Origin of the sequence: Microbulbifer sp. SAOS-129_SWC (assembly GCF_039696035.1) — a bacterium.
Taxonomy (GTDB): Bacteria; Pseudomonadota; Gammaproteobacteria; order Pseudomonadales; family Cellvibrionaceae; genus Microbulbifer.
On sequence record NZ_CP155567.1, the window covers coordinates 2,194,319 to 2,218,855 of the forward strand.

Sequence of the window (24,537 nt, forward strand, 5' to 3'; positions counted from 1 at the left end):
CCTGCACGCGCCTTCAGCGCGCGTCCTCGTCGCGATGCAATGTCGGGCAGTAATACAACGACAAGCCCTGACATGACACGGCCTCTGGCCGGTCACAAGGTGTTGCATTCCCTCTATTTAACCTAACAGAGATCTGCCTTCCTCGTGGTGATTAATGCTGCGGTGGCGCGCACCGGGTAGAGGAGGGTGCTTGGCTGTTCACGTGGAGGGGGGATCGGGCGTCGGCTTCGTGTACGGCCGTGCACTGCTGCGCCGCTGCTCAATTTAGCGGGTATCACTCAAGGTGAAATAGAGTTCCTCTTCCTGGGCAAAGTGCAGCCGCACAATGGCGAGCAGGCTGAACAGCAGCTGGCGCAGTTCCTGCAGTTGCAATTCGCTCGGCGGGTCGGCGTTGAGTTCCGTGGTGAGTTGCTCATAGCGCCGGGCGAGACGGAATATTTCGCGGTGGGTGTGGCTCATGGTGCCCATGGGATCGAAGCCGCGCACCACGTCGGCGAGCTTCGGGTAGAGTTGTTCCTCGTCTTCGCGTTCGTGCGGCAACAGCTGTTCGCGGATCAGTGTGGCGACCGCTTCCAGTTCCTTGCGGATATCGTTCGGCGGTTCGGCGTTCAGGGCACTGGCGGCGGTTTCCAGCCGGTCAATCACCGGTTGCAGCGACTGGTGCTGGTCGCGCAGCTCTTCGACAAATTCCGGCGGCAGCGGCGCTTCCAGGCGCTGGTGATAATCCGGGCGCAGCGCCCGCAGCGCATTGAGGATTACCGCCACGTCGATGACCTCCTGCAGCAGCGCGCCGGCCACCGGTGGCAGGTAGCCGAATGCGGCCACCAGCATGGCGATGCCGGACAGCGCCATGCCGGCGACCACGCTCTGCACGGCGATGCGCCGGCCGCGCCGGGCCAGTGCGAGGCCTTCGGGCAGGCGGTCGAGGCGGTCCACCAGCAGCACCACGTCGGCGGCTTCCGACGAGGCGCCGGCGCCGCGGGCGCCCATGGCGATGCCCACATTTGCGGCCGCGAGCGCCGGTGCGTCGTTGATACCATCGCCGACCATCGCGGTGGTGCCGCGCCGGCACTCCTCACGCACGGTGGCCACCTTGTCCTTGGGCGTGCGCTCGGCCAGTACGGCGTCGAACCCCAGCGCGGTGGCCACCGTTTCGGCCACGTCGCGGCGGTCGCCGCTCAGCATGGCGGTGCGGCGAATGCCGGCGCGGTGCAGTTCACGCAATGCGCGCGGGGTCTCCAGGCGAATTTCGTCGGCCAGCTGGAGCACGCCGGCGAGGCGCTGGTCGACGCTGACAAATGCACCGGAGCGACCGCGCAGCGCCATATGGCGCAGCTGCGCGCGCGCCCATTCGTCCGCCGGTGCGCCGTTGAGGGCCAGCGCCAGGCTGCCGACCGCCACCGCGTGGCCGTCGACCTGTCCGCGCAGCCCCTCGCCGGGCAGTTCCTGTACCTGATGCGGCAGGCTCAGGTCCAGGTTGCGCCGCCGTGCCTCGGCGACCAGGGACTGCGCCGTGGCGTGCTGCGATACCTGGTCGAGCGAGGCGGCGAGGCGCAGCAGTTCGTCGGGTGTCATTCCCGCAGTGACCTCGATGCCGGTCAGTTGCGAGCGCCCCACGGTGAGTGTGCCGGTCTTGTCGAACAGGAAATTTTGCACCGCCGCCAGTTGTTCCAGCGCGGCGCCGTTCTTGATCAGGATGCCGCGCCCGGCGGCGCGGGAAATGGTGGCGATGATCGCCACCGGCGCGGCGAGGATCAGCGGGCAGGGGGTGGCCACCACCAGCACGGCGAGGGCGCGCACCGGATCGCCCGACGCCAGCCAGGCGATGCCGGCGACACCCAGCGCCACCGGAATAAACAGCAGCGCGTAGCGGTCTGCCATGCGCGTGAACGGCGCCTTGACCGCCTGCGCTTCCTCGACCATCCGCACGATGCCGGCATAGGTACTCTCGTTGGCGGTTTTCAGTGCCTGCAGCTCCAGCGGGCCGCCGGCATTGACGACACCGCTGGCCACCTGGTCGCCGCGCAGCCGTCGCTGCGGTTGCGATTCACCGGTCACTGCGGATTCGTCGAAATGCCCGGCGTCCGAGAGCAACAGCCCGTCCACGGGGACCACTTCACCCGGTTTCACCAGCAGCCGGTCGCCGGCGCCCACGGCATCCGCCGCCACTTCCTCGATCGCGTCGTTTTCATAGCGATGCGCGGTGCGCGGGCTGCGCGAAATCAATGCCGCCAGCTCGCTCTGGGCGCGGCCGCTGGCGTATTCCTCCAGCGCGCGCCCGCTGGCAAACATAAACGCGATGACCGCGCCGGCCAGGTATTGCTCCAGCGCCAGGGCGCCGGCCATGGTCAGCAGCGCCAGCAGATCCACCCCGGCGCGCTTTTGCAGCAGCGCGCTCAGGCAGTCGGCGCCGGCCACGATCAGCATCAGTGCGGTGGCGGCGATCCAGGCGGGCGCAGTGGGCAGGCCGAACAGCGCGGCCAGGCCGCCGCCGGCCAGCAGCAGGGCTACCGCAATGGCTATGGCGGTGTGGCGTTTGTTCACCGGTGGTATGTGCCTAAACCAGTGGGCGGGCGGCGGCCATTGGAGCGTTTTGGTGCCATCGGCAATGCCTCCTGGCGGCATTGATTGCAGGGTCGCGGTTGTGCGCTTTCATCCGGAAATGAAGTGCAGTGGGTGAGGGGCCTTGGCCTCTGTTCCTATACTAGAGGCTTGTGCGGAAGGTTTAGAAGGTTTAGCGGGCGATGGTTGACGGGAGCGACATCATGCAGGGGAGGAGTCTCGAACGAACCCGGGATCCGGTCTGCGGCGAAGAGGTGCCCGCGAACGCCCACGCGTGGACACATCAGCATATCAAGTATGCCTTCTGCTCCGAGCGTTGCCGCGAGCGCTTCAAGCGCTGGCCGCACCTGTATGTCGGCGAGGCCACCTGGGGCCTGGCGGAAAAGCAGCGCGGGAAGGTGGTCAGGAAGCGCCACGGAATCCGCCTGGCGGCGGCGCCGGACGACGCGGAGTCCGCCGCGTTGCGCGACGCCGTTGCGGCGGTGAAAGGGGTGCTGTCGCTGGATATCCGCGGCGACCGCGTCTTAGTCGACTACGACCTGATGCAGGTTTCCCTCAGCGATATCGAAGCGGCCCTGGCTGCAGCCGGCAGCGGGCTGGATACCGGTGTAGCCGAGCGCGCGCGCCGCGCCATGATTCATCACAGCGAGGCCTGCGAGCTGGACAACCTGGCGCATCTCGCCAGCCACTACCGCTCGATGTACTAACGGGAAAACCGCAACAATATTCAGCGGCTTCACACGGAAGCGATCAGTCCTCGTCAAAAGACGCGTAGAAGTCCACCAGTGCATCGATCAGCGCGCGCACCGATGGCAACAGCCCGCGCCGGGACGGAAACACCACATGAATGATATCCCGGTGCAGCGGCCAGTCCGGCAACAGCCTGACCAGCTCGCCCCGTTGCAACTGTTCCTCCACGACTAATATCGGCAGCTGCACCACGCCGACTCCGGCCAGCGCGGCGCTGCGCAGCGCCATCATGTCGGTCGTCACATAGCGCGGCCGGTGGTAGATGGTGGACTCGGCGCCGTTCTCGCCGTAGAGAATCCAACTGTGACTGTGCTGCGGCACCCCGAGGCCGAGACTCGGCCAACCGTTGAGGTCGGCGGGTGTCGCGGGCAGGCCGCGCTGTTCGACCAGCGCCGGGCTGGCCACCAGGCACAGGCCGCGGTCGGACAGCACGCGCATCACCAGGTCGCTGTCTTCGAGCGGCGGCGGGCGCACCCGAATGGCGACGTCGACGCCTTCGCCGAGCAGGTCCACGCGGCGATTGGTGGCTTCCAGGTGCACGGTGATCTTCGGGTAGCGCGCCATGAAGTCGGCGAGCATGCCACCGATATGCGCGTGCAGCAGGGCGATGGGGCAGGTCAGGCGGATCACCCCGGCCGGTTCCGCCTGTACCGAGTCGATCGCCGCCTGGGCGGCCTCGGCTTCCACCAGCATCGCCTTGCAGTGCTCGTAGTAGGTCTGGCCGATTTCGGTGACCGAACAGTGGCGCGTGCTGCGCTGGATCAGACGCACGCCGAGGCGCTCCTCCAGCGCCGCAATCCGGCGGCTCAGCTTGGATTTGGGGATGCCCAGGGCGCGCCCGGCGGCGGCGAAGCCGCCGTGATCCACGGTTTGCACAAAGTAGTAGAGATCATTCAGGTTCTGCACGGTCACTGTTCCATTTTTGGGACGCTGCGAAGCAAAATTACAGGCTAGCACCTTGTCCGTTGCAAAACTATCCTGCGCCCATTCACTCGGCCGCTCTCGTTCAGTCCTGGCCAACAATGGAGACATAGCGTCATGAAACAGCTTCTCGGTGTCTACAGCGCGCCCAGACCGCACTGGGTCGGCAACGGATTTCCGGTGCGCTCCCTGTTCTCGTACCACAGTCACGCCGAACAGCTGAGCCCCTTCCTGCTGCTCGACTACGCCGGGCCGGCGGATTTTGCCCCGGCGGCGGGCCCGCGCGGTGTCGGCGAACACCCGCACCGCGGATTCGAGACGGTGACCATCGTCTACAGCGGCGAGGTGGCGCACCGCGATTCCACCGGCCAGGGCGGCGTGATCGGGCCGGGCGACGTGCAGTGGATGACTGCCGGAGCGGGCATCCTGCACGAGGAGTATCACTCGCCCGCCTTCACCGAATCCGGCGGCACCCTGGAGATGGTGCAACTCTGGGTCAACCTGCCGGCGCGCGACAAGATGACCGAACCCGGCTACCAGGCCGTGCTCGCCGAGGATATACCGCAGGTATCGCTGCCGGACGGCGCCGGTGAAGTGCGCGTGATTGCCGGCGACTACGCCGGTGCGCAGGGGCCGGCCAGAACCTTCACGCCGATGCAGGTGTGGGATCTGCGTCTGGCCTGTGGCGGCACTGCGGAATTCGCGCTCCCCGACGGTTGGAGCTGCGCGCTGGTGGTGCTGGATGGGGCTGTGTCCGTCAACGGCGCCGCCGAGGTCGGCGCGGCGCAGATGGCGGTGATGGCGCGCGAGGGCGAACAGCTGTCACTGAGTGCCAGCAGCGCGGCCAAGGCGCTGCTGCTGTGTGGCGAGCCCATCGATGAACCCATCGTCGGCCACGGCCCCTTCGTCATGAATAGCCGCGAGGAAATTGCCGAGGCCATCGAGGATTTCAGTCGCGGTCGCTTCGGCCGGCGCGGCTGATACCGCTTGCGAGCTGACACCCCGGGCGCCGCGTGCGCCCCACATTCTGTTTAGAGGAGAAACCCCATGAGCAAACCCTATGTACGCCTGGACAAAAACGATGCGGCGGTGCTGCTGGTCGACCACCAGGCGGGACTGCTGTCCCTGGTGCGGGATATCGAGCCGGACAAGTTCAAGAACAACGTGCTGGCGCTGGCCGACTCGGCCAAGTACTTCGGCCTGCCGACCATTCTCACCACCAGCTTCGAGGACGGTCCCAATGGCCCGCTGGTACCGGAGCTGAAAGAGATTTTCCCGGATGCGCCGTATATTGCGCGCCCGGGCCAGATCAACGCCTGGGACAATGAGGACTTCGTCGCCGCGGTCAAGGCGACCGGCAAGAAGCAGCTGATCATCGCCGGCGTGGTGACCGAAGTCTGCGTGGCGTTTCCGACCCTCTCGGCACTGGCCGAAGACTTCGACGTGTTCGTGATCACCGACGCCTCCGGCACCTTCAACCCGCTCACCCGCGATGCGGCCTGGGAGCGCATGTCCGCCGCCGGCGCGCAACTGATGACCTGGTTCGGCGCCGCCTGCGAGCTGCACCGCGACTGGCGCAACGATATCGAGGGGCTGGGCAACCTGTTCTCCAACCATATCCCCGACTACCGCAACCTGATTACCAGTTACACCACGCTCAAGGGCGAGTAACACAGGCGATCACCGCGCCGCCTGCAACCTTGTGGGCGGTGCTGTCTTTCTTGATGGGAAAAAACAAGAGCAGGAAAAACATGTCCAATAAAATCCGTATCGTCGGTATCTCCGGCAGCCTGCGCGGGGAATCCTACAATACGGCCGCGCTGCGCGCCGCGGCCGAACTGGCCCCGCCAAATGTCGAGCTGCAGATCGCCGATCTCGCCGATATCCCGCTGTACAACCAGGAACTGCGCGATCGCGAATTACCCGCTGCAGTCACACAGCTGTCCGATGCGATTGCAGCGGCGGATGCGGTGCTGTTCGCGACCCCCGAGTACAACTATTCCATTCCCGGCGTACTCAAGAATGCCATCGACTGGGTTTCGCGCCAGTCGCCGCAGCCGCTGGCGGGCAAACCGGCGGCGGTGATGAGTGCGAGCATGGGGATGCTCGGCGGCGTGCGTGCCCACTACGACCTGCGCAAAATCCTCGTTTACCTCGACGTGCACTTTATCAACAAGCCCGAGGTGATGATCGCCCAGGCACAGCAGAAATTTGATGCCAGCGGCGCGCTGGTGGACGAGATGACGCGGGACTTTGTTCGCCAGCAGATCGCCGCGCTGTGCGACTGGGCCGAGCGACTGCAGCGGGGATAAAAGCATGAGCAATCTGCACCAGATCGCCGAACACGAATGCCAGCTGCAGCCCGGCTGTGGCGCCCTGGAGCTGGTTATCCATCCGCAGGAGAAGGATCTGGGCGGCTTTTCGGTGCGCCGCTGCCTGCCGAACGCGGCCCGCCGCGCGGTGGGTCCGTGGATCTTCTTCGACCATATGGGGCCGGCGCAATTTGCCGCGGGGCAGGGCATCGACGTGCGCCCGCACCCGCACATCAATATCGCCACGGTTTCCTACCTGTTCGAGGGGGAAATACTGCACCGCGATTCACTCGGCAGCGAGCAGCTGGTGCGCCCGGGCGATATCAACCTGATGGTGGCGGGCAGCGGCATCGTGCACTCCGAGCGCGAACGCCGCGCAGTGCGCGACGCAGCGCACCGGGTACACGGCCTGCAGTTGTGGCTGGCGCTGCCGCAGGAATTTGCGGAGATGGACCCGGAGTTTCACCACTATCCCGCGGAGACGATTCCGTCCGTCACCGTCGACGGAGTCGCCGCCCGGGTGATCATGGGCAGCGCCTTCGGCGTCACCTCGCCGGTAAAGACCTTTGCCGAGACCCTGTACGTGGAGATGCATTTACAGGCGGGCCAGTCGGTTACCCTGCCGGCGGCGCCGGAGCGGGCCGTTTATGTGGCCAGCGGCGCGCTCAGGGCGCGGGATATGCAAATACCGGCAACGGCCATGGGAGTGTTTTCCGCGCAGGAAGGGGTAGTCGTTGAGGCCACGCAAGAGAGCCGTATCGCGATTATCGGCGGTGCCAGCGTCGGCGAGACCCGCATCGACTGGAATTTTGCCTCGGCCAGCGATGCGCGTATCGAGTCCGCCATTCGCGACTGGAAATCGGGCCGTTTTGCGCAGGTGCCGGGCGATAGCGAAGAGTTTATTCCGTACCCGGCCGGCGCTGAGTCTGCGGCTGAAGAGAAATAGCAGACAGGTAAAAATCAACAGGAGTCATCGGGCATGTTTTCCGGCTTTTCAGCGAGTCTGTTCCGGGTAAAGGGCAGCGCGCGCGAGCACAAGGTCGATTTTGTCGAGCTGTTTTTCGACCTGGTGTTCGTCTACGCGATTACCCAGACCACGCACCTGCTGATCGCGAGTCCCGGTTTGGCGGGCGTCTACCGTTTTTTCCTGATCCTGCTGTCGGTGTGGTGGGTATGGGTTTTCACCGCCTGGGTCACCAACTGGCTGGACCCGCAGAAGGTGCCGGTAAAACTGTTACTGTTTGCGCTGATGTTCGCCGGCATGCTGATGGCGATCGCTATTCCCCACGCCTTTGACCAAGCCGCGTGGCTGTTCGCCGCCAGCTATCTATTCATGCAGCTGGGGCGGACACTGTTTATGTGCTTGGCCAGCCGCCGCGAACGGCCCGCGGTGCACGGCACCTTTGTGCGCATGGCGCTGTGGTTCGGGCTGTCGGCGGCACTGTGGATCGGCGGTGCCGCGGCCGACGGTTCGGCGCGCCTGCTGTGGTGGTCGGCGGCGGTGCTGGTGGAGTACACCTCGGCGATGGTCTCCTTTCACATTCCTTTGCTGGAGCGTTTCACTGGCCTGGTGCCTTCCCGCAGCGGCGACTGGGATATTTCCGGCGAGCATATGGCCGAGCGCTGCGGCCTGCTGGTGATTATCGCGCTGGGGGAATCCCTGCTTGTCAGCGGTTCCACGTTCGCCGGGCTCGACTGGAGCCCGGCCACGGTAAAGGCGTTTGTCAGCGCCTTTGTCGCCACCGTGGCCATGTGGTGGATCTATTTCAATCTGGCGGTGGAACACGCCAATGAAGAAATTGCTGCGGCGGAAAATACCGGCGCCGTGGGGCGGCTGGTGTATACCTATGTCCATTTGCTGATTATCGCCGGTATCGTGGTGGTCGCCGCGGCCGATGAATTTGTTCTCGCGCATCCGTCGGGGCATACGCCGGCGAGGGTGGTGTGGGCGGCCATCGGTGGTGCCGTGCTCTATCTGGGCGGCAATTTACTGTTCAAATGGCTGATCTTTCGCAGCCACCCGCGCTCCCACTATGTGGGAATTCTGCTGTTGCTACTGCTGATTCCCGGTGGTCTGTTCCTGCCGCCGCTGGCGCTCGGCGTTTTGTCTTCGGCCATTCTGGTATTGGTGGGTGTCTGGGAAACGGTGGCGGTGACTGCTGCCCGCCGGAGCGAGACAGCAGTCCGCTGAAGGCGAGACAGAATTTACTCCACCCGCTCGACCGGGGGCGGTGCCCAGCTGCCATCGAGCACCTCCAGCGCCGGCCAGTAGAGGCGCATCATCAGCGAGAAGTTGCCGCTCTGCGGCGCCGGCAGCCAGTTGGCTTCTTTGTCGCTGCCCGGGGATTCGCGCTGAATGTAGAGATCCAGTGAACCGTCCGCATTGAACCTGAGCTTGTCCCGGTCGCCGATCGCGTAGCGGTCGATGGGATTGTCGGCAAACAGCTGGCGGTCGTTGTACAGCGTGAGGGACCAGAAGGCGCGCGCCGGGGGCCGTTTGTCCTTGTCGAAGTGCAGTGTGTAGCGCCGGTCGCTGTGCAGGGGTTCGCCGCGGGCGTCCGCGAAGGTGGTGGGGTAGACCGCATCCTCCGGCACGTTTGCGCCCAGTCCGCCGTAGGCAACCGCCGCGCGGCGCAGGTAATTGGTGCCGTAGGTGCCCATTCCGCTCAGGTTCACGTTCCAGCCATTGACTACCGTGCCGGACTTTTTCCAGGCTGCCTTGATCCGCGGCAGGGCGTCGGCCGGTGCCGCCTTGATGGCCTCCTGCACCACCTCCGGCTGTGCGGCCATGGAGAAGGGCTTGCCCGGCACTATGCCGATGCGCCGCATGCGGTCGAGGATCGGGTAATCGTTGGCGTGCGGGGGATTGTTTTTCACGTGTTCGGCAAACACTGTAAAAAAGGTCTCCGCATCCATCTTGTCCACCTGTTCCACCGGCGGGCTCATATCCTGTTTGGGGTCGACCGCGGTCCGCGGCGGGGTATAGGGCTTGCCGTAGGCGCTGAGTGGCACCACCTTCAGGCCCTGCTGGAATTTGTACACCGCCGCGTAATCCGCCTTGCCATTGGTCTGCACCCGGCCACCCATCCAGCCGCGCGCGGTGGGGCTGTCGTAGCGGGTGATGCCGTGCGGCAATTTGCCCTGCCAGCCGGGGCCGACAATGGCGAAAGTCTGCGCGGCGGTACCGGTGGTGCGCTTGCCGGGCACGGTGAACACATCGGTCCACTCGTCGAGAAACGGCAGCAGGTAATAGCGCCCGCCGGAGTCGGGCACGGTGACGACAATCGGCTCTTTGGATACGTCAAACGTCATCGAGGTATACAGCGTATCCGCGTTGGGGCTGGCGATGATATCCATACTGGCATCGGGAAATGCCTTGGCGTGGGCCAACTGGTTGATCGGCGACAGCGGAAACTGCGGTTCCGCCACATTGGTCGACACCTGCGAGCTGACCCGCATCAGCACCAGCGGATAGGCGTAGAGGTAGGCATCCCGCGCTATGTCCCGGGCCTCCCGGGCCGAGAGGCTGTCGGCGGCCTGACTTGCGGGCAGCGTCAACAGTGACAGCAGGAGCGCGCAGGCGCGCAAAAAATATTTCACTGGCTTTTCTCCTCAGGGCTGTTGCCTGGCATTGGTGACTTTGCTCAACGGCGGCAGTCCGGGCCCGTTGCGCAACACTTCCGGCTTGGGTGAATACATCCGCATCATGGCTTGAAAGCGCCCCGCGGGCGCCGGTAGCCAGTTGGACTCTCTGTCTTTACCGGGCGACTGGTGCTGGATATACAGATCCAGTGACCCGTCGGCATTAAACTGGAGTTTGTCGCGGTCACCAATGGCGAAACGGTTGAGTGGGTTGGGCACCTGGAAGCCGTCCGTGTCGTACATGGTCAGGGACCAGAACGCATTTACCGCTGGCAATCTTCCCTTGTCGAAGTGCAATACATAATTGTGTTGGCCGGAAGTCGGGTTGCCATCGGCATCGGCGATGGCATTGGGGTAGATGGCATCCTCCGGCAGGTTGGCACCGAGACCGGCCATGGCCACCAGGGCGCGCCGGCGGTAGTCGGTGCCGTAGGTGCCGATGCCCTCCACAGTGTAATTCCAGCCGTTCTGAATCTCCCCGATAGCACCGCTGGCGACGGCCTGGCGCAAATCTGCCATGGCCTCTTTGGCGGCGGCGTTGATTGCGTCCGCCATCTGCGGGGAGAGCTTGTCCGGATCGAAGTTTTGCCCGGGGCTGAGGCCCAGCCTACGCATTTCAAACAGGATCGGATAGTCGTTGGCGTGCGGCGGGTGCACCTGCAGTAATTTCGAAAAGCGCGCGAGCAGCTCTACGCCACTCAGGCTGTTCACCTGTTGCAGCGGATCCGTGTGACTGTCGATCTTCGGATCCGTAGGCACCTTGACCGGGGCTGTGTAGTCCTGCCCCCAGCGGCTCAGCGGAGTCAGCTTGTAGGCATCCTGCAGGCGGTGGACATTGGCGTAGTCGTCCGGGCCGTTGGTCTGGGTGCGGCCCATGATCCAGATAATCGGCGTTGGCGCGCGGATCAGGTCCACACCGGCGGGGAGCTGTCCCTGCCAGTCCGGCGCGACAATCGCAAAGTTGCCGGCGCCGTTGCCGGTGGTGCGGGTGCCCGGTACCGCGAAGACATCAGTCCACATATCCAGCATCGGCATCAGGTAATAGCGCCCGCCGCTGTCCGGCAGCGAAAGCACCTGCGGTCCGTCGCGCAGATCCAGCCAGGCAAACGAATACAGCGTGTCGAAATTGAAACGCACCACGTCTCTGGCGTCTGCGCCGGGATACTCGCGAAAGTGCGCAAACTGGTTCACCGGCGCGCGCATGGGTGCGGTTTCGGCATTGGGCACACTGGTCGCCTGGCGCATCGTGATATCCATCACGACCAAGGGATAGGCGTAGAGGTAGACCCGGCGCGCGAGGGCTTTGGCTTCCTGCGGGCCGAGCATTTTGTCCGGTTCGGCGCATTGCGCCGCGAGACTCGCCAGTAACAACAGAGCTACTGTGCCGAGGCGGAACGCGTGGAGAGTTGCCAAGATGCAGTACCTCTGAGGTTCGTGGAACTGTGGCCGCTCAAAGGCCTTCCGTGGTCCAGTTGCAGCCGTGTCTGCGCCAGGAATTTGGCACACTATTGATCAACTATAGGTAGCCATAGTCATGGGGAAGAGGAATTGCATGCCGGAATGTCGCCGGAACACGCGGCGCGAGGGGTGCATTGCCCAGGCGACGTAAGGGTGATCTTCGGCGGCCCGGCCATTGCTGCTATGGCGCAACATTGAGCGCGGTGCGCTTGTTTGCTAAAGTTTTAGGCATCAATTTAAACAAACCGGTATCTATCCCGAGATGTCCATATCCACCGAGGCGAGTCGCCTGTGCTATCTGCTGATCGCACTGCTGGTCTTCCAGGCCGCAGTGACGTTCTTTGATAGTCACGAGCAGCGCCAGGATATGGCGACCCACGTCGCGCCACATCATCTCGATGTGGCCGATGACGGCGTGGCGATTGTGGCCGGTTCGATTGTCGCCCAGGTGGCCAGCGATCTCGCCGGCGATGCCGGTGATGACCACGGGCAGGAATTCTGCCACCACTGCTGTCACTGCCACAGCTTCGGTTTTGTCGGCCTGCCCGGCCACAGCGAGCAGGCGCAGGTGTCCGGTACCGCCGTGACGCGCGCGGCCCGCTCACCGTTCCTCCCCAGTATCGATTCCTCCGCGCTCTACCGCCCACCCATAGCCCGAGTCTGATCCCGCACACGCGCGCCCTGTGCGCGCCTACGAGATAAGACTTGGGAGATCCCTATGCATTTTTTGCACGCGTACTCATCGAGTGCGCTCTGCCGTCGTGCCGCCGTGTTGCTGCTGGCGATGGCAGTTCTATGGCCTGTGCCTTTGGTTCAGGCACAGGGGGGCGCGGCGCTGACTCTTGCCGACGCGATCCAGCGCACCCTGGCGCGCAATCCGCAGCTGGCGGTATACGACCTGCGCGACGCGGCACTTGCCGGTCGCGCACAGACCGCGGCGCTGAAGCCCGCGCTGAATTTGGACGCCGAGCTGGAAAACTTTGCCGGCAGCGGCGGCTTCAGTGAGGCGGAGCTGACCGCGTCCATTTCTTCGGTGATCGAGCTGGGCGGCAAGCGCCGCGCGCGTGTCGATACCGTCAGCGCCAACCGCGCACTGCTGCTGGCCGACGAACAGGTCACAGCGCTGGATCTGTTCGGCGAAGTGATTCGCCGCTACACCGAGGTGCTGGCCGCCAGGGAGCGTTTGGCGCTGGCGGGCGAGTCGGTGCGCCTCGCGCGGGATACGCTGCGCGAGGTGGACAAGCGGGTCGATGCCGCCGCCGCGCCGGTGGCGGAAAAACTGCGCGCGCAGGCGGCGCTTGCGGAAGCGCGGCTCACCGAGCAGTCCGAGCAGCGCCAGCTGCAGGCCCACAAGCGCGCGCTGGCGGTGCTGTGGGGCGAACCGGACGCGACTTTTGCGGTGGACGGCGGTGCACTCTATCGCTTCGCGCCCGCTGCCGGTTTCAGTGAGCTCTACGCCCGTGCGCGTGAGAATCCGGCCATTGCCCGCTTCGCCTCACAGGAGCGCCTGCGCGAGGCCGAACTGCGCCTCGCCGAGACCCGCTCCAGCATGGATATCGGGTGGTCGGTCGGTGTGCGTCGATCCCGCGAACTGGGTGAGACCACGCTGGTTGCGGGCGTCAGCGCACCGCTGTTCCAAGCGCGGCGCAATGCCGGCGCCGTGGCCACCGCACTGGCCGAGCGCGATCAGGTGGCGCTGCAGCGCGAGGCCGCGCTACTGCAGTTGTACGGCCGGCTCTATCGCGCCGTCAGTGGGCGCGAACAGGCGCTCGCCACCGTCGAGGCCCTGACCCAAACCATCATTCCCACACTGCGCGATGCGCTCACCCAGGTGGAGCGCGCCTATCGCCGTGGCCGTTATTCGTACCTGGAATGGTCCACCGCACGCGAAGACCTGATCAGTGCCCGGCGCGCACGCATTGAAGCGGCCCGCGCGGTACTGCGCTTCGGCGCCGAAATCGAACAGATGACCGCTGCACCCCTGCTGCCGGCACAGCCGGATAACAGCAAGTAGCGGAACCAGATACAGAGCGAGTACATAGCAAGTACCCGGAAAGTACAGAGAATGAGTATGAACAGAAAAGTTTTAATCAGCGCGCTGGCGGCGCTACTGCTCGGCCTGGTGTCACTGCTGGCACTGACGCCGATGCAGCGTGACGACCATGTGGGGCAGGCTGCCCATGCACAAACGGCTGGTGAGCACGAGGGCGGCCATGGAGAAGGTGGCCAAGGAGAGGGCGGCCACGACGAGGGCCACGCACAGGCGCGGGCCGAAATTGATCCCGCTACCGCGCGCAAGGCCGGTATTGAAACCGCCGTGGCCGGACCCGGTACGCTGCGCGAAACCGCCACCCTGTACGGCAAGACCGCCGCCGATCACGCCAGTATCAGCCACCTGCGCGCGCGTTTCCCCGGGCCGATTATCGAGGTGAACGCGGTGCTCGGCGACAGCGTTAAAAAAGGCCAGCAGCTGGCCGTGATCGAGTCCAACGACAGCCTGCAGACCTATCCGCTGCGCGCGCCCATCGCCGGGCAGGTGATCGACAAACAGGCCAGCCGCGGCGAGTACAGCGGCGACCGGGTGCTGTTTACCATCGCCAATTACGATCAGCTGTGGGCCGAACTGCAACTGTTCCCGAAAAACCGCGCACTGGTGGCGCGCGGGCAGAAAGTCGTTATCCATGTCGGCGCGCACACGGTGGAGTCCACGATCGGCAATATTTCGCCGGGCACCGACGGACAACCGTTTGCCGTTGCCCGCGCCGCGATCGATAACCCGGAGCAGCGCTGGACCACCGACCTGATGGTGCAGGGCGAAGTGGTGGTCAACGAGCGGCGCCTATCGCTGGTGGTCGAGAACCGCGCGCTGCAACCGCTGCGCGGTGACAGGGTGGTATTTGTTCGCGACGGCGATCACTTTACCGCGCGCCCGCTGCAACTGGGGCGCAGCGATGGCCGCGTGACCGAGGTGCTGGGCGGGCTGAAAGCCGGCGAGCGCTATGTCACCGCCAACAGTTACGTGATCAAGGCGGACATAGAAAAATCCGGCGCGTCGCACCATCACTGAGAGAGGTTGAGGAATGATTGAATCGATTCTGCGTCTCTCGATCGAGCGGCGCTACCTGCTGCTGTCCCTGATTCTGGTGTTGGTCGGTGTGGGTATCTGGAGTTACCGGCAACTGCCCATCGATGCGGTGCCGGATATCACCAATGTGCAGGTCCAGATCAATACCGCGGCCCCGGGTTATTCGCCGTTGGAGGCGGAGCAGCGCATTACCTATCCGGTGGAGACGGCGCTGGCGGGCCTGCCGCAGCTGGCCTATACACGCTCCCTGTCGCGCTACGGCCTGTCGCAGGTCACCGCGGTGTTCGAGGAGGGCACCGATCTGTACTTTGCCCGCAACCTGATCAACACCCGCCTGGGTGCGATCAAGGGCGGACTGCCGCCGGGGCTGGAGCCGGAAATGGGGCCCATCGCCACCGGGCTCGGTGAGATCTTCATGTACACGGTAGCGGCTGAGCCGGGGGCCACCCAGCCCAACGGCCAGCCCTACGATGCCACCGCGCTGCGCGAGATCCAGGACTGGATTGTGAAACCGCAACTGGCGCTGGTGCCGGGAGTCACCGAGTTGAATACGATCGGCGGCTACGACAAGCAGTACCACGTCACGCCGGACCCGCGCCAGCTGCTCAATTACGGTGTCACCATGGCCGATATCGTCGCCGCGCTGCAGCGCAATAACGACAACCGCGGCGCCGGCTATGTCGAGCGCAACGGCCGCCAGTTGCTGGTGCGCTCGCCGGGCCAGCTGAAGACGATTGCGGATATCGAAAACGTCGTGGTGGCCAACCGCGACGGCGCGCCGGTAAAGGTTGCGGATATCGGTGCGGTGGCCATCGGCCGCGAACTGCGCACCGGCGCCGCCACCCGCGACGGCCGCGAAACGGTGCTGGGTACCGCGATGATGCTGGTGGGGGAGAATTCACGCGCGGTGGCCCGCGATGTGGCCGCGGCGCTGGACAAGGTCAAGGCGTCGCTACCTGCGGGCATTGAGCTGGAGCCGGTTTACGATCGCACCACGCTGGTGGAAAAAGCCATGCGCACGGTGCAGAAAAACTTATTGGAAGGCGCGCTGCTGGTGATCGCGGTGCTGTTCCTGCTGCTGGGCAACCTGCGCGCGGCGCTGATCACCGCCGCGGTGATTCCGCTGGCGATGCTCGCCACTATCACCGGCATGGTCAAGACCGGCGTATCCGCCAACCTGATGAGCCTCGGTGCGCTGGACTTCGGCCTGATCGTCGACGGCGCGGTGATTATCGTCGAGAACGCCATTCGCCGGCTGGCCGAGGCACAACAGCGCAGCACCGGCAAGCTGCCGCTGGCCGAGCGGCTGGAACTGGTGTTCCGCGCCACCAACGAGGTGATTCGCCCGAGCCTGTTCGGGGTATTGATCATTACCGTGGTGTATATCCCGCTGTTCACGCTGACCGGTGTGGAGGGCAAGATGTTCCAGCCGATGGCGGCGACGGTGGTGATGGCATTGCTGTCGGCGCTGCTGTTGTCACTGACGGTGGTGCCCGCTGCGGTGGCGGTATTCCTCACTGGCAGAATCAGCGAAAAGGAAAACCGCCTGATTGTCGCCGCCAAATCCGTGTACCGCCCGGTTTTGCAGGCCGCGCTCCAGTTGCGGTGGCAGTTGCGCTGGCTGGTGCTGTCGGCGGCCCTGGGCCTGGTGATTCTGTGCGGCTGGCTGGCGACCACGCTGGGCTCGGAATTTATTCCGCAGCTGAACGAGGGGGATATCGCGCTGCACGCGCTGCGTATTCCCGGCACCGGGCTGGAGCAGTCGGTGCAGATGCAGAAATTGCTGGAGGAGCGCATCGCCGAGTTCCCCCAGGTCGACAAGGTGTTCGCCAAGATCGGTACGCCGGAGGTGGCCACGGATCCGATGCCGCCCAATGTGGCCGACAATTTCGTCATCCTCAAACCGCGCGACCAGTGGCCGGATCCGCAGTTGCCGCGGCAGCAATTGATTGCCGATATCGAGCACGCCGTGCGCCAGCTGCCGGGGAACAACTACGAGTTTACCCAGCCGATCGAGATGCGCTTCAACGAACTCATCTCCGGTGTGCGCGCGGATCTCGGCATCAAAGTTTTCGGTGACGACCTGGACCAGCTGGTGCGATCGGCCAGGCAGATTCTCGCGGTGGTGCAGGGGATTCCCGGCGCCGCGGACGCGCGGCTGGAGCAGGTGGAGGGTCTGCCGGTGCTGTCGGTAGTGCCGAAACGTATTCAGCTGGCCCGCTACGGTCTCGACCTGCAGACCCTGCAGGATCTGGTGGCCACCGCGATCGGTGGCGAGTCCGCGGGGCTGATCTACGAGGGCGACCGCCGCTTCCAGCTGGTGGTGCGCCTGCCGGAACTCTTGCGGCGCAACGTCGAGCGCCTCGGCGACCTGCCGGTGCCGCTGCCGGAGGGCAGCGCGCTGGGCAGCTATGTGCCGCTGGCGGAAGTGGCGCGTATTGAGATGAAGCCGGCCCCCAACCAGATCAGCCGCGAAAACGGCAAGCGCCGCGTGGTGGTCACCGCCAATGTGCGCGACCGCGACCTGGGGTCCTTTGTCGATGAGGCACGCGCGCGCATCGCCCGCCAGGTGCAGTTGCCGGCCGGTTACTGGCTGGATTACGGCGGTACCTTCGAGCAGCTGGAGTCCGCGAGTAAACGGCTCTCGCTAGTAGTACCGCTGACGCTGGCAATTATCCTCGGTCTGCTGGTGATGGCGTTCGGCTCAATCAAAGATGCGCTGATTATTTTCACCGGCGTGCCGCTGGCACTGACCGGTGGTGTGCTGGCGTTGTGGCTGCGCGACATGCCGCTGTCGATTTCCGCCGGGGTCGGGTTTATCGCGCTGTCCGGGGTCGCCGTATTGAACGGGCTGGTGATGCTGTCGTTTATCCGCCAGCTGCGCGCGGAGGGCGGCGAGCTGATTGCGTCCATTGTTGACGGTGCCACGATCCGCCTGCGCCCGGTCCTGATGACGGCCCTGGTAGCGAGCCTCGGGTTCGTGCCCATGGCGCTCAATACCGGTACCGGCGCCGAAGTGCAGCGGCCGCTGGCGACGGTGGTGATCGGCGGGATTATTTCGTCGACGCTGTTGACGCTACTGGTGCTGCCGCTGTTGTACCGTATCGTGCACGGCGAGAAAAAATAGACGCGGCCCGGTGGGCTGTCCGCAGGAAATTGCCAGACAGCCCAGCGCGGTTACGACAGTAATACTCAGAATCGATACTGCATCGTCAGTTCGGTAAAGCCGAGATCATCGGAGGGGCCGGTTTCACGGATGAACCGCTCCGGCTTGTCGAACGTGTGTATCGCGGTCAGCACCAGGCCGCGGCAGACTGTGTACTCAGCGGTTAACGAAAGGGTAATTGCCGCGAAGTGCGCGTCACTGTCGTCCGGGCCGCGAATAATCTGGCCGCTGGGGCTGTAGAGACCATCCTCGGTCTCCAGCCGCCAGAAAAAGTCCAGATCTGCGGTGAGCGCGAGGGCTCTATTCGGTTGCAGGTTGAGAAATGTGTGGAAGTTGTAAAAGTTCCGCGGGCCAAAGACCGCTGCCTCGGAAAAATAGTTTCCCCGCGGGTAGAGTGGGTTGAAAGTGCCCAGCTTACGGTCATTCGGGTTGTCGTCACCGCTGGCGATATTGATGCTCAGCTTTACGCTGGGCTGCCAGCGTACGTCCTGCCAGTGATAGGTTGTCTCCGTGGCCAGGGTCCAGGCGTTGATGTCGTCGCTGCCGAACCGGCCAAACTGGTATAGCGCTTCCCAGTTCCAGTTCCAGCTGCCGGATTCGCCCCAGAAGCGCGCGCCGAGAGAATGGCGATCTTCATGCTCGGTACCCTGCACATAGGTCGAGTCGTCATTTTGGTTGCCAAGGTAGTAAAGATCGAGATTGCCGGGGTAGCGCAGCGGCTTCTGTAGAACACCGTAGATACCCCAGAGCGCCTGGTTGTAATTGGTCTTGTCATCGAACACTCCGGCCCGGTCGAGGCGCGGACGCGCAGCCACAAATTCCACCCGCCAGTGCTCATCGGTAATAAAAGCCCGCCCTCCATCGAAGGTGCGCCGCACATTGGGTCCTTCACGCACATCCACGAGCCGCCCGGAGCCGAACACCATTTCCTGGCGCCCCAGGCGTACGGTGGTGTCGCTGCCGTTTGAATTGTGTGTGCTCAGGTCCAGGAAGGCGTTTTGCCATGTGAGCTTGTCCTCGTCCACCGGGCTGGGACCTTCGGCGCGGCCGGCTTCGAGAGCACTGGTTAACTGAGCAAAAAAACGCAGGTGCGTATTCCAGTGCAGATCGCCAAAGGCTGAGTAGCGCTGTAGCCAGACACCGCGCTTGTCCTGGGGATCCTGGCCAAAGGTCGGATTTTTGGTGTACTCATAGCGTTGCCGCACTTCTCCGCCCAGGGTCAGGTAGCTGTCACCACTTTCGCGTAGCGGGATATAGTCGCGCAGCGGAATGTACTTCCAGCAGGCCGGCCACTGGACACCGGGGGGCGCGGCGCGCAGGTAGGAATAGTCCTCGTCGAAGCGCAGTTTCTTGATCGGCGGCGGCTTGCCATCATCCGCATAACCTGCCGCGCAGACCAGGAGTGCAATTATTGATAAGGCTGCAGCTTGGTATTGCATAGTGTCAAACGGCATTAAGCAATGGTGGCCCGGCACCACAAAAGTGCCGGCGGGCAATGAGTGGCGGCGGAGAAGGCGGGGCAACCCTGCCATAGTCCAGGTGTTTCCGCTGCAGATGACGCTACTCGATCGAGCCCCGGGCAGCGGCCGGCTCCGCGACCGGTGTGGCCCCGGGCTCGGGGGCCAGAAGGTGCGTCACCACCGGATCGGTATCGCCGTGATGCAACTCCCTAACCCGTTGCTGGATCTCGCTGTCGAGCATCGAGACACGCTGATGATGGCGCAGATGCGCAACCCACGACTCCTCGATAAAGTATTCGATCATGCGGCCCGGCTGGCTGACGTCTTCAAACACGCCCCAGGCGAAGGCGCCGTGCCGCTCGCGGGAGGCCTTGAGGTCGCGCATGGCGGCGACGAAGTCGGCGATGTCGGCGCTATCAATGTGGTATTCGACGGTAACCATGACGGGACCACGGTCGAGCCCCACGTCACTCGCGACCAGCGGCTGTGGCCAGTAACCGCTCGGCGTGTGATCGAGCGATTCATCCTGCAACAGGCGGTAACGCGAGCTGAGACCCGCGGCCAGCACCGCGCCCGCGGCGGCGATCAGCTGTGTCACCGAGATCCCGAAATGGCTGGCAACCTGGCCCCAGAGGATGCTGCCAAGCGTCATGGCACCGAAAAATACCGTGATAAACATCGACAACCCGCGCGCGCGGACCCAGTCGGGCAGGGCCAGTTGCGCGGAGATATTCAGGCGCGACAGCACCGTAATCCAGCAGGCACCGGCCAACAGGCATGCCACCACGGCCGCGTCGGCGCGCTTTAGCAGGGCCAGGGTGGCCAGCACCAGCGCGGTGCCGAGGGTGCCCATCAATACCAGCTGTTCGGCGCTGAACTTGCGCGCCAGACGCGGCAAAAACGCCGCTCCGGCGACCGCGCCGATACCCACCGCGGTCAGGATGATGCCGTACAACTGCGGGCCGCCGCGCAGTTCCTCCCGTGCCACCAGCGGCAGCAGGGCCCAGAAGGCACTGACAAACAGGAAGAACAGGACCGCACGGATCAGGGTAGAGCGCATCGCGCCGCTGGCGCGGACGTAGCGCATACCGGCGCGCATGGCGCCGAGGAATCGCTCTGCGGGCAGGTCGCTTTCCTGGGATAGTGGCGGCTTCCACCAGAGCAGTGCGGCAATCACAGCGAGAAAACTCAGCGCATTGACGACGTAGGGCCAGGTGATGCCGATGCCCGCGATGATGGCGCCGGCGAGCGCCGGGCCAATGGCGCGACTTATATTGATCCCGACACCGTTCAGGGCAATTGCGGATTTCAGGTCTGCCCGGGGCACCAGCTGCGGCACTATGGCCTGCCACGCCGGAGCGACAAAGGCCGCACCGGTCCCGGACAAAAAGGTGAAGAGCAGGAGTCCGCCGGGGGTGATTTTCTCGGTGAAGACCAGGCTAGCCAGTATCAGTGTGGAGACCGACAGTGCAGCCATCACCACAATCAACAGTTTGCGCCGGCTGACGAGATCGGCGAGCGCACCCGCGGCGAGCGCGAAGAGGAATATCGGCGCACTGGTGGCAGCCTGCACCAGCGCAACCATCGACGGTGACGGCGCCAGTGAGGTCATCAGCCATCCGGAGGCGACATCGTGCATCCAGGTACCGACATTGGAAATGACCGTCGCAGTCCACAATACCGCGAAAGCAGGGTGGGCAAAGGGGGCCCAGGCCGAACCGGAAGGCGCTTTGTGCAGATCGTCTTGTCGATCACTCAAACCTGAAGCCCTGCGTTAACCATTAAGGACTGCTGAAGCGTTCCTGTCCCTGCAGGCGAAATAGGTACCGCGATAGGCCATACACGCTCGGACGTTGTACCTATTTGGCGGGTTTCGGGTCGAGTGTTTCGCCGTGTTTCACTCGCTCCGGCGCTTTGTGCACCATTGTGTAGGCGTAATCGACCCCCATGCCGTAAGCACCGGAATGTTCCTTGACCAGTTCCATCACCGCATCATAAGTGTCGCGATGCGCCCAATCGCGTTGCCATTCCAGCAACACCTGTTGCCAGGTCACCGGAACAACGCCCGCCTGTACCATCCTCTCCATCGCATAATCGTGCGCCGCGACAGAAGTCCCGCCGGAGGCATCGGCCACCATATAGATTTCATAGTCTGCATCGTGCATGGCGCTCAGGGCGAAAGTGCAGTTACACACTTCCGTCCACAGACCGGATACCACGACTTTTTTTCGCCCGTTGCTGGCCAGGGCATCGCGCACCTTCTGGTCATCCCAGGAGTTCATCGAGCTTCTCTCCAGGATAGGAGCCTCGGGAAAGACGCCCAGTAATTCCGGGTAGGTATAGCCGGAAAAGGATTGCGATTCCACGGTGGTGATGGTGGTGGGGATATTGAAGATCTTCGCCGCCTTCGCCAGCCCGACCACGTTGTTCTTCAGGGTTTGGCGGTCGATGCTCTGCACCCCAAATGCCATTTGTGGTTGTTGATCAATGAAAATCAACTGACAGTTTTTGGGCGTCAGCACTTCGAGCTTCTGTTTGTTCATGGAATACTCCAAAGAAATGTCGCTCTATGAGAAGATCAGTGCCCGCAAATCCGCACGACATGGCCACGACCAACAGCGCACCAATCAGTTTTGGCGGCGCCGGCAGTGGCAGGTCGAACCAGCGGCAGGCTGCGCCGATAATGAGTCCGAGGGCAATGCCCAGCAGGGTGTTGGTCACGAATCGTCTCCGCGGGACTTTTTTGAGGCGTTCGAAGACCTGGTGGATCCGGTCGGACCACCGCACAGGTCCTTGTTCCTTGCGGGGCGGTGCGCGGCCAGGTAGTCCACGATCAGGTACCCGCACGTCATTGCCACAACCAGCAGCGCGCCGAGGATTACCGGCGGCGCTGGCACCGGGATACCCGTCAACCTGCAGCCGGCGCCGATCGCCAATGCCAGTATGAAACCCAACACCACTTTCATCGTGAACCGTCTCTGCTCCCTATGGTGCCATCACAAATTCAGTCGCTAGAAGGCGAAGCAGCTGCATCCCAGCGGGCCCCAGAAGGGATCCGCAGACGCGCGTGATCCGCAGAATGGGTGGTGGTGAGCGTGCCCCGTACCCGCGCAGGCGTGGGGGCGCGCCGCCGTGGTAAAGCTCTCCCTGAACGCAGAATAGGTGCGTACCGGTGACCAGTCAGGGCTTGCCGGTGGCAGTGGCGGCGCCAGCTGCTTGAAATCACCGTCCCCGTGGACGACCTTGCCGTCGACGATGGTCAGCACCGAGGTGATCGCCTTGATGTCCTCATCGGGGACGGAGAAATAGTCGGCGGAAAGTACGGCGAGATCCGCATATTCGCCCGGCACGATGGCGCCCTTGACCTGGTGTTCACCGGAGAACCAGGCGCTGCCTTTGGTGTACAGGTAGAGCGCCTTTTCACGCTCGAGCCGGCGATCCTCGGGGTATAGGGTCAGGCCGCCCAGGGTTTTCCCGGTGGACATCCAGTAGAGTGACACCCAGGGATTGAAGCTGGCTACGCGCGTGGCATCGGTGCCGGCGCCAACAGGCAGGCCTGCGGCGAGCATTTCATTGATCGGCGGCGTCAGCTCCGCTTCTGTCGCCCCGTAACGTTCGACAAAATACTCGCCCTGGAACGCCATGCGGTGCTGAATGGCAATGCCACCGCCGAGCGCGCGGATGCGTTCAATGTTGTGCGGCCGAATGGTTTCCGCATGGTCAATAATGAAGCGCAGGCCATCGAAGGGGATGTCCCGATCGACTTTCTCGAACACATCCAGGAAGCGCGCGATGGACTCATCGTAGGTTGCGTGCAGCCGGAAGGGCCAGCGGTGTTCCACCAGTAAGCGGGTGACCTGCTCGAGCTCGGCATCCATATCCTCGACCAGGCGCGGGCGCGGTTGCAGGAAGTTCTCGAAATCCGCCGCCGACCACACCAGATTCTCGCCGGCGCCATTGACGCGCAGCATCGCATCGCCATCTCCGGGTTTGGTCATTTTGGTCCAGCGCTTGAAGTCATCCAGCTCCGAGCCCGGTTGCTGCGCAAACAGGTTGTAGGCGATGCGCATGGTCATTTCGCCGCGCTTGTGCAGCTCTTCGATAACCTTGTAATCCTCCGGGTAATTCTGGCCGCCGCCGCCGGCGTCGATCGCACTGGTGACACCCAGGCGGTTGAGTTCGCGCTGGAAGTGCCGGGAGGAGTTGATCTGGTCTTCGAAATCAAGGGACGGCCCCTTGGCCAGGGTCGAATACAGAATGAGTGCGCTGGGCTCCGCAATCAGCATGCCCGAGGGGTTGCCGCGGCGGTCGCGATAAATCACCCCGCCGGGTGGATCGGGGCTTTCCCTGGTAATCCCCGCCGCTTTGAGCGCGGCGCCGTTCAACAGGGCGCGGTCGTACAGGTGCAGGATGAACACCGGAGTATCCGGCGCCGCCGCGTTGATTTCGTCCAGCGTGGGCATGCGCCTCTCGGCAAACTGGAATTCAGACCAGCCGCCGACGACCCGCACCCACTGCGGCGGCGGCGTGTTCTGCGCCTGCGCTTTGAGCATGCGCAGCGCATCCGCCAGCGAGGGTACACCCTCCCAGCGCAGCTCCATATTGTAGTGCAGGCCACCGCGGATTACATGCAGGTGGGAATCGTTCAAGCCGGGAATGACCGTGTGCTTTTGCAGGTCGATGACCTGTGAATCGCTGTCCTGTAACTGCAGGATATCGCTGTCGCTACCCACGGCCTCGAACAGCCCGTCCTTGATTGCGACGGCGGAAGCGGAAGGGCGGGAAGGGTCGAGGGTGCGGAATTTTCCGTTGGTTAAGAGCGTACGGGGCATAGTCAATACTCCTCCGGGTCCGGGCTCTTCCCTGCAGGAAACATCAAGCGCCGTAATCGACGGCAATCTGCCGATTACGGCGCTTGAGAAAAATTTTAGTCCAGGCAGCCATTTGCGCGCCAATCGCAACTGGGCATGCTGGAAAGTATAGGCTGGCCAAATCCGTTTCGTGACGGGGATATTCGCCGGGAAATTGACCGGGGGGTGCGATGAGTGGTCACCTAAGCGGCCCCCCCCCCCCCCGGCTTGCCGGGCGGGGGTACGATCTTCAGGAAGTGTATTTTACTTCCAGTGCTGCAGAGCGGATCCCGTGTGGATGAGTGGCATTTTATTCATTTTCTCGTACTGG

At 63.8% G+C, this 24,537-nt stretch carries 19 protein-coding genes; 10 read left to right on the plus strand and 9 right to left on the minus strand.

Annotated elements, in window-relative coordinates:
• Positions 1-264: 264 nt before the first annotated feature.
• Complete coding sequence (locus ABDK11_RS09575; RefSeq protein ID WP_346840063.1) at positions 265-2,544, minus strand: heavy metal translocating P-type ATPase; 2,280 nt, start codon at positions 2,542-2,544, stop codon at positions 265-267.
• Positions 2,545-2,765: 221 nt separating this feature from the next.
• Here ABDK11_RS09575 and ABDK11_RS09580 point away from each other — a divergent pair, with 221 nt between their 5' ends.
• Entirely contained in the window at positions 2,766-3,269 is a 504-nt protein-coding gene (locus ABDK11_RS09580) for a hypothetical protein (protein WP_346840064.1), read from the plus strand.
• A 43-nt stretch (positions 3,270-3,312) separates the two neighbouring features.
• On the opposite strand, the gene ABDK11_RS09585 is transcribed toward ABDK11_RS09580, so the two are convergent.
• Positions 3,313-4,218 carry a LysR family transcriptional regulator gene (locus ABDK11_RS09585; RefSeq protein ID WP_346840065.1) on the minus strand — a complete coding sequence of 302 codons (906 nt, stop codon included), beginning with the start codon at positions 4,216-4,218 and terminating at the stop codon, positions 3,313-3,315.
• 132 nt (positions 4,219-4,350) lie between these two features.
• On the opposite strand from ABDK11_RS09585, the gene ABDK11_RS09590 reads away from it, so the two are divergent.
• The 5 genes from ABDK11_RS09590 to ABDK11_RS09610 all read left to right on the plus strand — a co-directional run bounded on the left by ABDK11_RS09590 (position 4,351) and on the right by ABDK11_RS09610 (position 8,736).
• Positions 4,351-5,214, plus strand: coding sequence for a pirin family protein (locus ABDK11_RS09590; protein ID WP_346840066.1), 864 nt, complete (start codon positions 4,351-4,353; stop codon positions 5,212-5,214).
• A 66-nt stretch (positions 5,215-5,280) separates the two neighbouring features.
• On the plus strand, positions 5,281-5,904 hold the full coding sequence (ycaC, locus tag ABDK11_RS09595; protein WP_346840067.1) for an isochorismate family cysteine hydrolase YcaC: 624 nt from the start codon (positions 5,281-5,283) through the stop codon (positions 5,902-5,904).
• Between the two features lie 80 nt (positions 5,905-5,984).
• Positions 5,985-6,545 (plus strand): NAD(P)H-dependent oxidoreductase, encoded by a 561-nt coding sequence (locus tag ABDK11_RS09600; protein ID WP_346840068.1) that lies wholly within the window; start codon positions 5,985-5,987, stop codon positions 6,543-6,545.
• A gap of 4 nt (positions 6,546-6,549) precedes the next feature.
• A complete protein-coding gene (locus ABDK11_RS09605) occupies positions 6,550-7,491 on the plus strand; it encodes a pirin family protein (RefSeq protein ID WP_346840069.1) in 942 nt (313 codons plus the stop codon).
• Positions 7,492-7,524: 33 nt separating this feature from the next.
• A complete protein-coding gene (locus tag ABDK11_RS09610) occupies positions 7,525-8,736 on the plus strand; it encodes a low temperature requirement protein A (RefSeq protein ID WP_346840070.1) in 1,212 nt (403 codons plus the stop codon).
• A gap of 14 nt (positions 8,737-8,750) precedes the next feature.
• On the opposite strand, the gene ABDK11_RS09615 is transcribed toward ABDK11_RS09610, so the two are convergent.
• Both ABDK11_RS09615 and ABDK11_RS09620 read right to left on the minus strand, forming a co-directional pair.
• Positions 8,751-10,145 carry a DUF1254 domain-containing protein gene (locus ABDK11_RS09615; protein ID WP_346840071.1) on the minus strand — a complete coding sequence of 465 codons (1,395 nt, stop codon included), beginning with the start codon at positions 10,143-10,145 and terminating at the stop codon, positions 8,751-8,753.
• A gap of 12 nt (positions 10,146-10,157) precedes the next feature.
• A complete protein-coding gene (locus ABDK11_RS09620) occupies positions 10,158-11,600 on the minus strand; it encodes a DUF1254 domain-containing protein (protein WP_346840072.1) in 1,443 nt (480 codons plus the stop codon).
• Between the two features lie 307 nt (positions 11,601-11,907).
• On the opposite strand from ABDK11_RS09620, the gene ABDK11_RS09625 reads away from it, so the two are divergent.
• The 4 genes from ABDK11_RS09625 to ABDK11_RS09640 are packed head-to-tail and all read left to right on the plus strand — an operon-like array spanning position 11,908 to position 17,857.
• Positions 11,908-12,309, plus strand: a complete 402-nt coding sequence (locus tag ABDK11_RS09625; RefSeq protein ID WP_346840073.1) for a hypothetical protein — start codon at positions 11,908-11,910, stop codon at positions 12,307-12,309.
• Between the two features lie 54 nt (positions 12,310-12,363).
• Complete coding sequence (locus ABDK11_RS09630; RefSeq protein WP_346840074.1) at positions 12,364-13,659, plus strand: TolC family protein; 1,296 nt, start codon at positions 12,364-12,366, stop codon at positions 13,657-13,659.
• Between the two features lie 57 nt (positions 13,660-13,716).
• Positions 13,717-14,712 (plus strand): efflux RND transporter periplasmic adaptor subunit, encoded by a 996-nt coding sequence (locus ABDK11_RS09635; protein ID WP_346840075.1) that lies wholly within the window; start codon positions 13,717-13,719, stop codon positions 14,710-14,712.
• Positions 14,713-14,725: 13 nt separating this feature from the next.
• On the plus strand, positions 14,726-17,857 hold the full coding sequence (locus ABDK11_RS09640; RefSeq protein WP_346840076.1) for a CusA/CzcA family heavy metal efflux RND transporter: 3,132 nt from the start codon (positions 14,726-14,728) through the stop codon (positions 17,855-17,857).
• A 65-nt stretch (positions 17,858-17,922) separates the two neighbouring features.
• Here ABDK11_RS09640 and ABDK11_RS09645 read toward each other — a convergent pair whose 3' ends face one another.
• From ABDK11_RS09645 to ABDK11_RS09665, 5 genes are all read right to left on the minus strand, one after another.
• Positions 17,923-19,428, minus strand: coding sequence for an alginate export family protein (locus ABDK11_RS09645; protein WP_346840077.1), 1,506 nt, complete (start codon positions 19,426-19,428; stop codon positions 17,923-17,925).
• 28 nt (positions 19,429-19,456) lie between these two features.
• Positions 19,457-21,115: an MFS transporter gene (locus ABDK11_RS09650; RefSeq protein ID WP_346840078.1), complete on the minus strand. Its 1,659-nt coding sequence runs from the start codon at positions 21,113-21,115 to the stop codon at positions 19,457-19,459.
• 100 nt (positions 21,116-21,215) lie between these two features.
• Positions 21,216-21,899 carry a hydrolase gene (locus ABDK11_RS09655; protein WP_346840079.1) on the minus strand — a complete coding sequence of 228 codons (684 nt, stop codon included), beginning with the start codon at positions 21,897-21,899 and terminating at the stop codon, positions 21,216-21,218.
• Positions 21,841-22,077 carry a DUF1427 family protein gene (locus ABDK11_RS09660; RefSeq protein WP_346840080.1) on the minus strand — a complete coding sequence of 79 codons (237 nt, stop codon included), beginning with the start codon at positions 22,075-22,077 and terminating at the stop codon, positions 21,841-21,843. The genes ABDK11_RS09655 and ABDK11_RS09660 overlap by 59 nt, the downstream gene beginning before the upstream one ends.
• Before the next feature lie 290 nt (positions 22,078-22,367).
• Positions 22,368-24,188, minus strand: coding sequence for an amidohydrolase (locus tag ABDK11_RS09665; RefSeq protein WP_346840081.1), 1,821 nt, complete (start codon positions 24,186-24,188; stop codon positions 22,368-22,370).
• Between the last annotated feature and the right edge of the window lie 349 nt (positions 24,189-24,537).

Coding starts and splice junctions, on each gene's coding strand:
- ABDK11_RS09630 (WP_346840074.1), top strand. CDS start 12,364: ATGCATTTTTTGCACGCGTACTCATCGAGTGCGCTCTGCCGTCGTGCC.
- ABDK11_RS09655 (WP_346840079.1), bottom strand. CDS start 21,899: ATGAACAAACAGAAGCTCGAAGTGCTGACGCCCAAAAACTGTCAGTTG.
- ABDK11_RS09665 (WP_346840081.1), bottom strand. CDS start 24,188: ATGCCCCGTACGCTCTTAACCAACGGAAAATTCCGCACCCTCGACCCT.
- ABDK11_RS09600 (WP_346840068.1), top strand. CDS start 5,985: ATGTCCAATAAAATCCGTATCGTCGGTATCTCCGGCAGCCTGCGCGGG.
- ABDK11_RS09640 (WP_346840076.1), top strand. CDS start 14,726: ATGATTGAATCGATTCTGCGTCTCTCGATCGAGCGGCGCTACCTGCTG.
- ABDK11_RS09625 (WP_346840073.1), top strand. CDS start 11,908: ATGTCCATATCCACCGAGGCGAGTCGCCTGTGCTATCTGCTGATCGCA.
- ABDK11_RS09580 (WP_346840064.1), top strand. CDS start 2,766: ATGCAGGGGAGGAGTCTCGAACGAACCCGGGATCCGGTCTGCGGCGAA.
- ycaC (WP_346840067.1), top strand. CDS start 5,281: ATGAGCAAACCCTATGTACGCCTGGACAAAAACGATGCGGCGGTGCTG.
- ABDK11_RS09590 (WP_346840066.1), top strand. CDS start 4,351: ATGAAACAGCTTCTCGGTGTCTACAGCGCGCCCAGACCGCACTGGGTC.
- ABDK11_RS09610 (WP_346840070.1), top strand. CDS start 7,525: ATGTTTTCCGGCTTTTCAGCGAGTCTGTTCCGGGTAAAGGGCAGCGCG.
- ABDK11_RS09605 (WP_346840069.1), top strand. CDS start 6,550: ATGAGCAATCTGCACCAGATCGCCGAACACGAATGCCAGCTGCAGCCC.
- ABDK11_RS09635 (WP_346840075.1), top strand. CDS start 13,717: ATGAACAGAAAAGTTTTAATCAGCGCGCTGGCGGCGCTACTGCTCGGC.
- ABDK11_RS09645 (WP_346840077.1), bottom strand. CDS start 19,428: ATGGCAGGGTTGCCCCGCCTTCTCCGCCGCCACTCATTGCCCGCCGGC.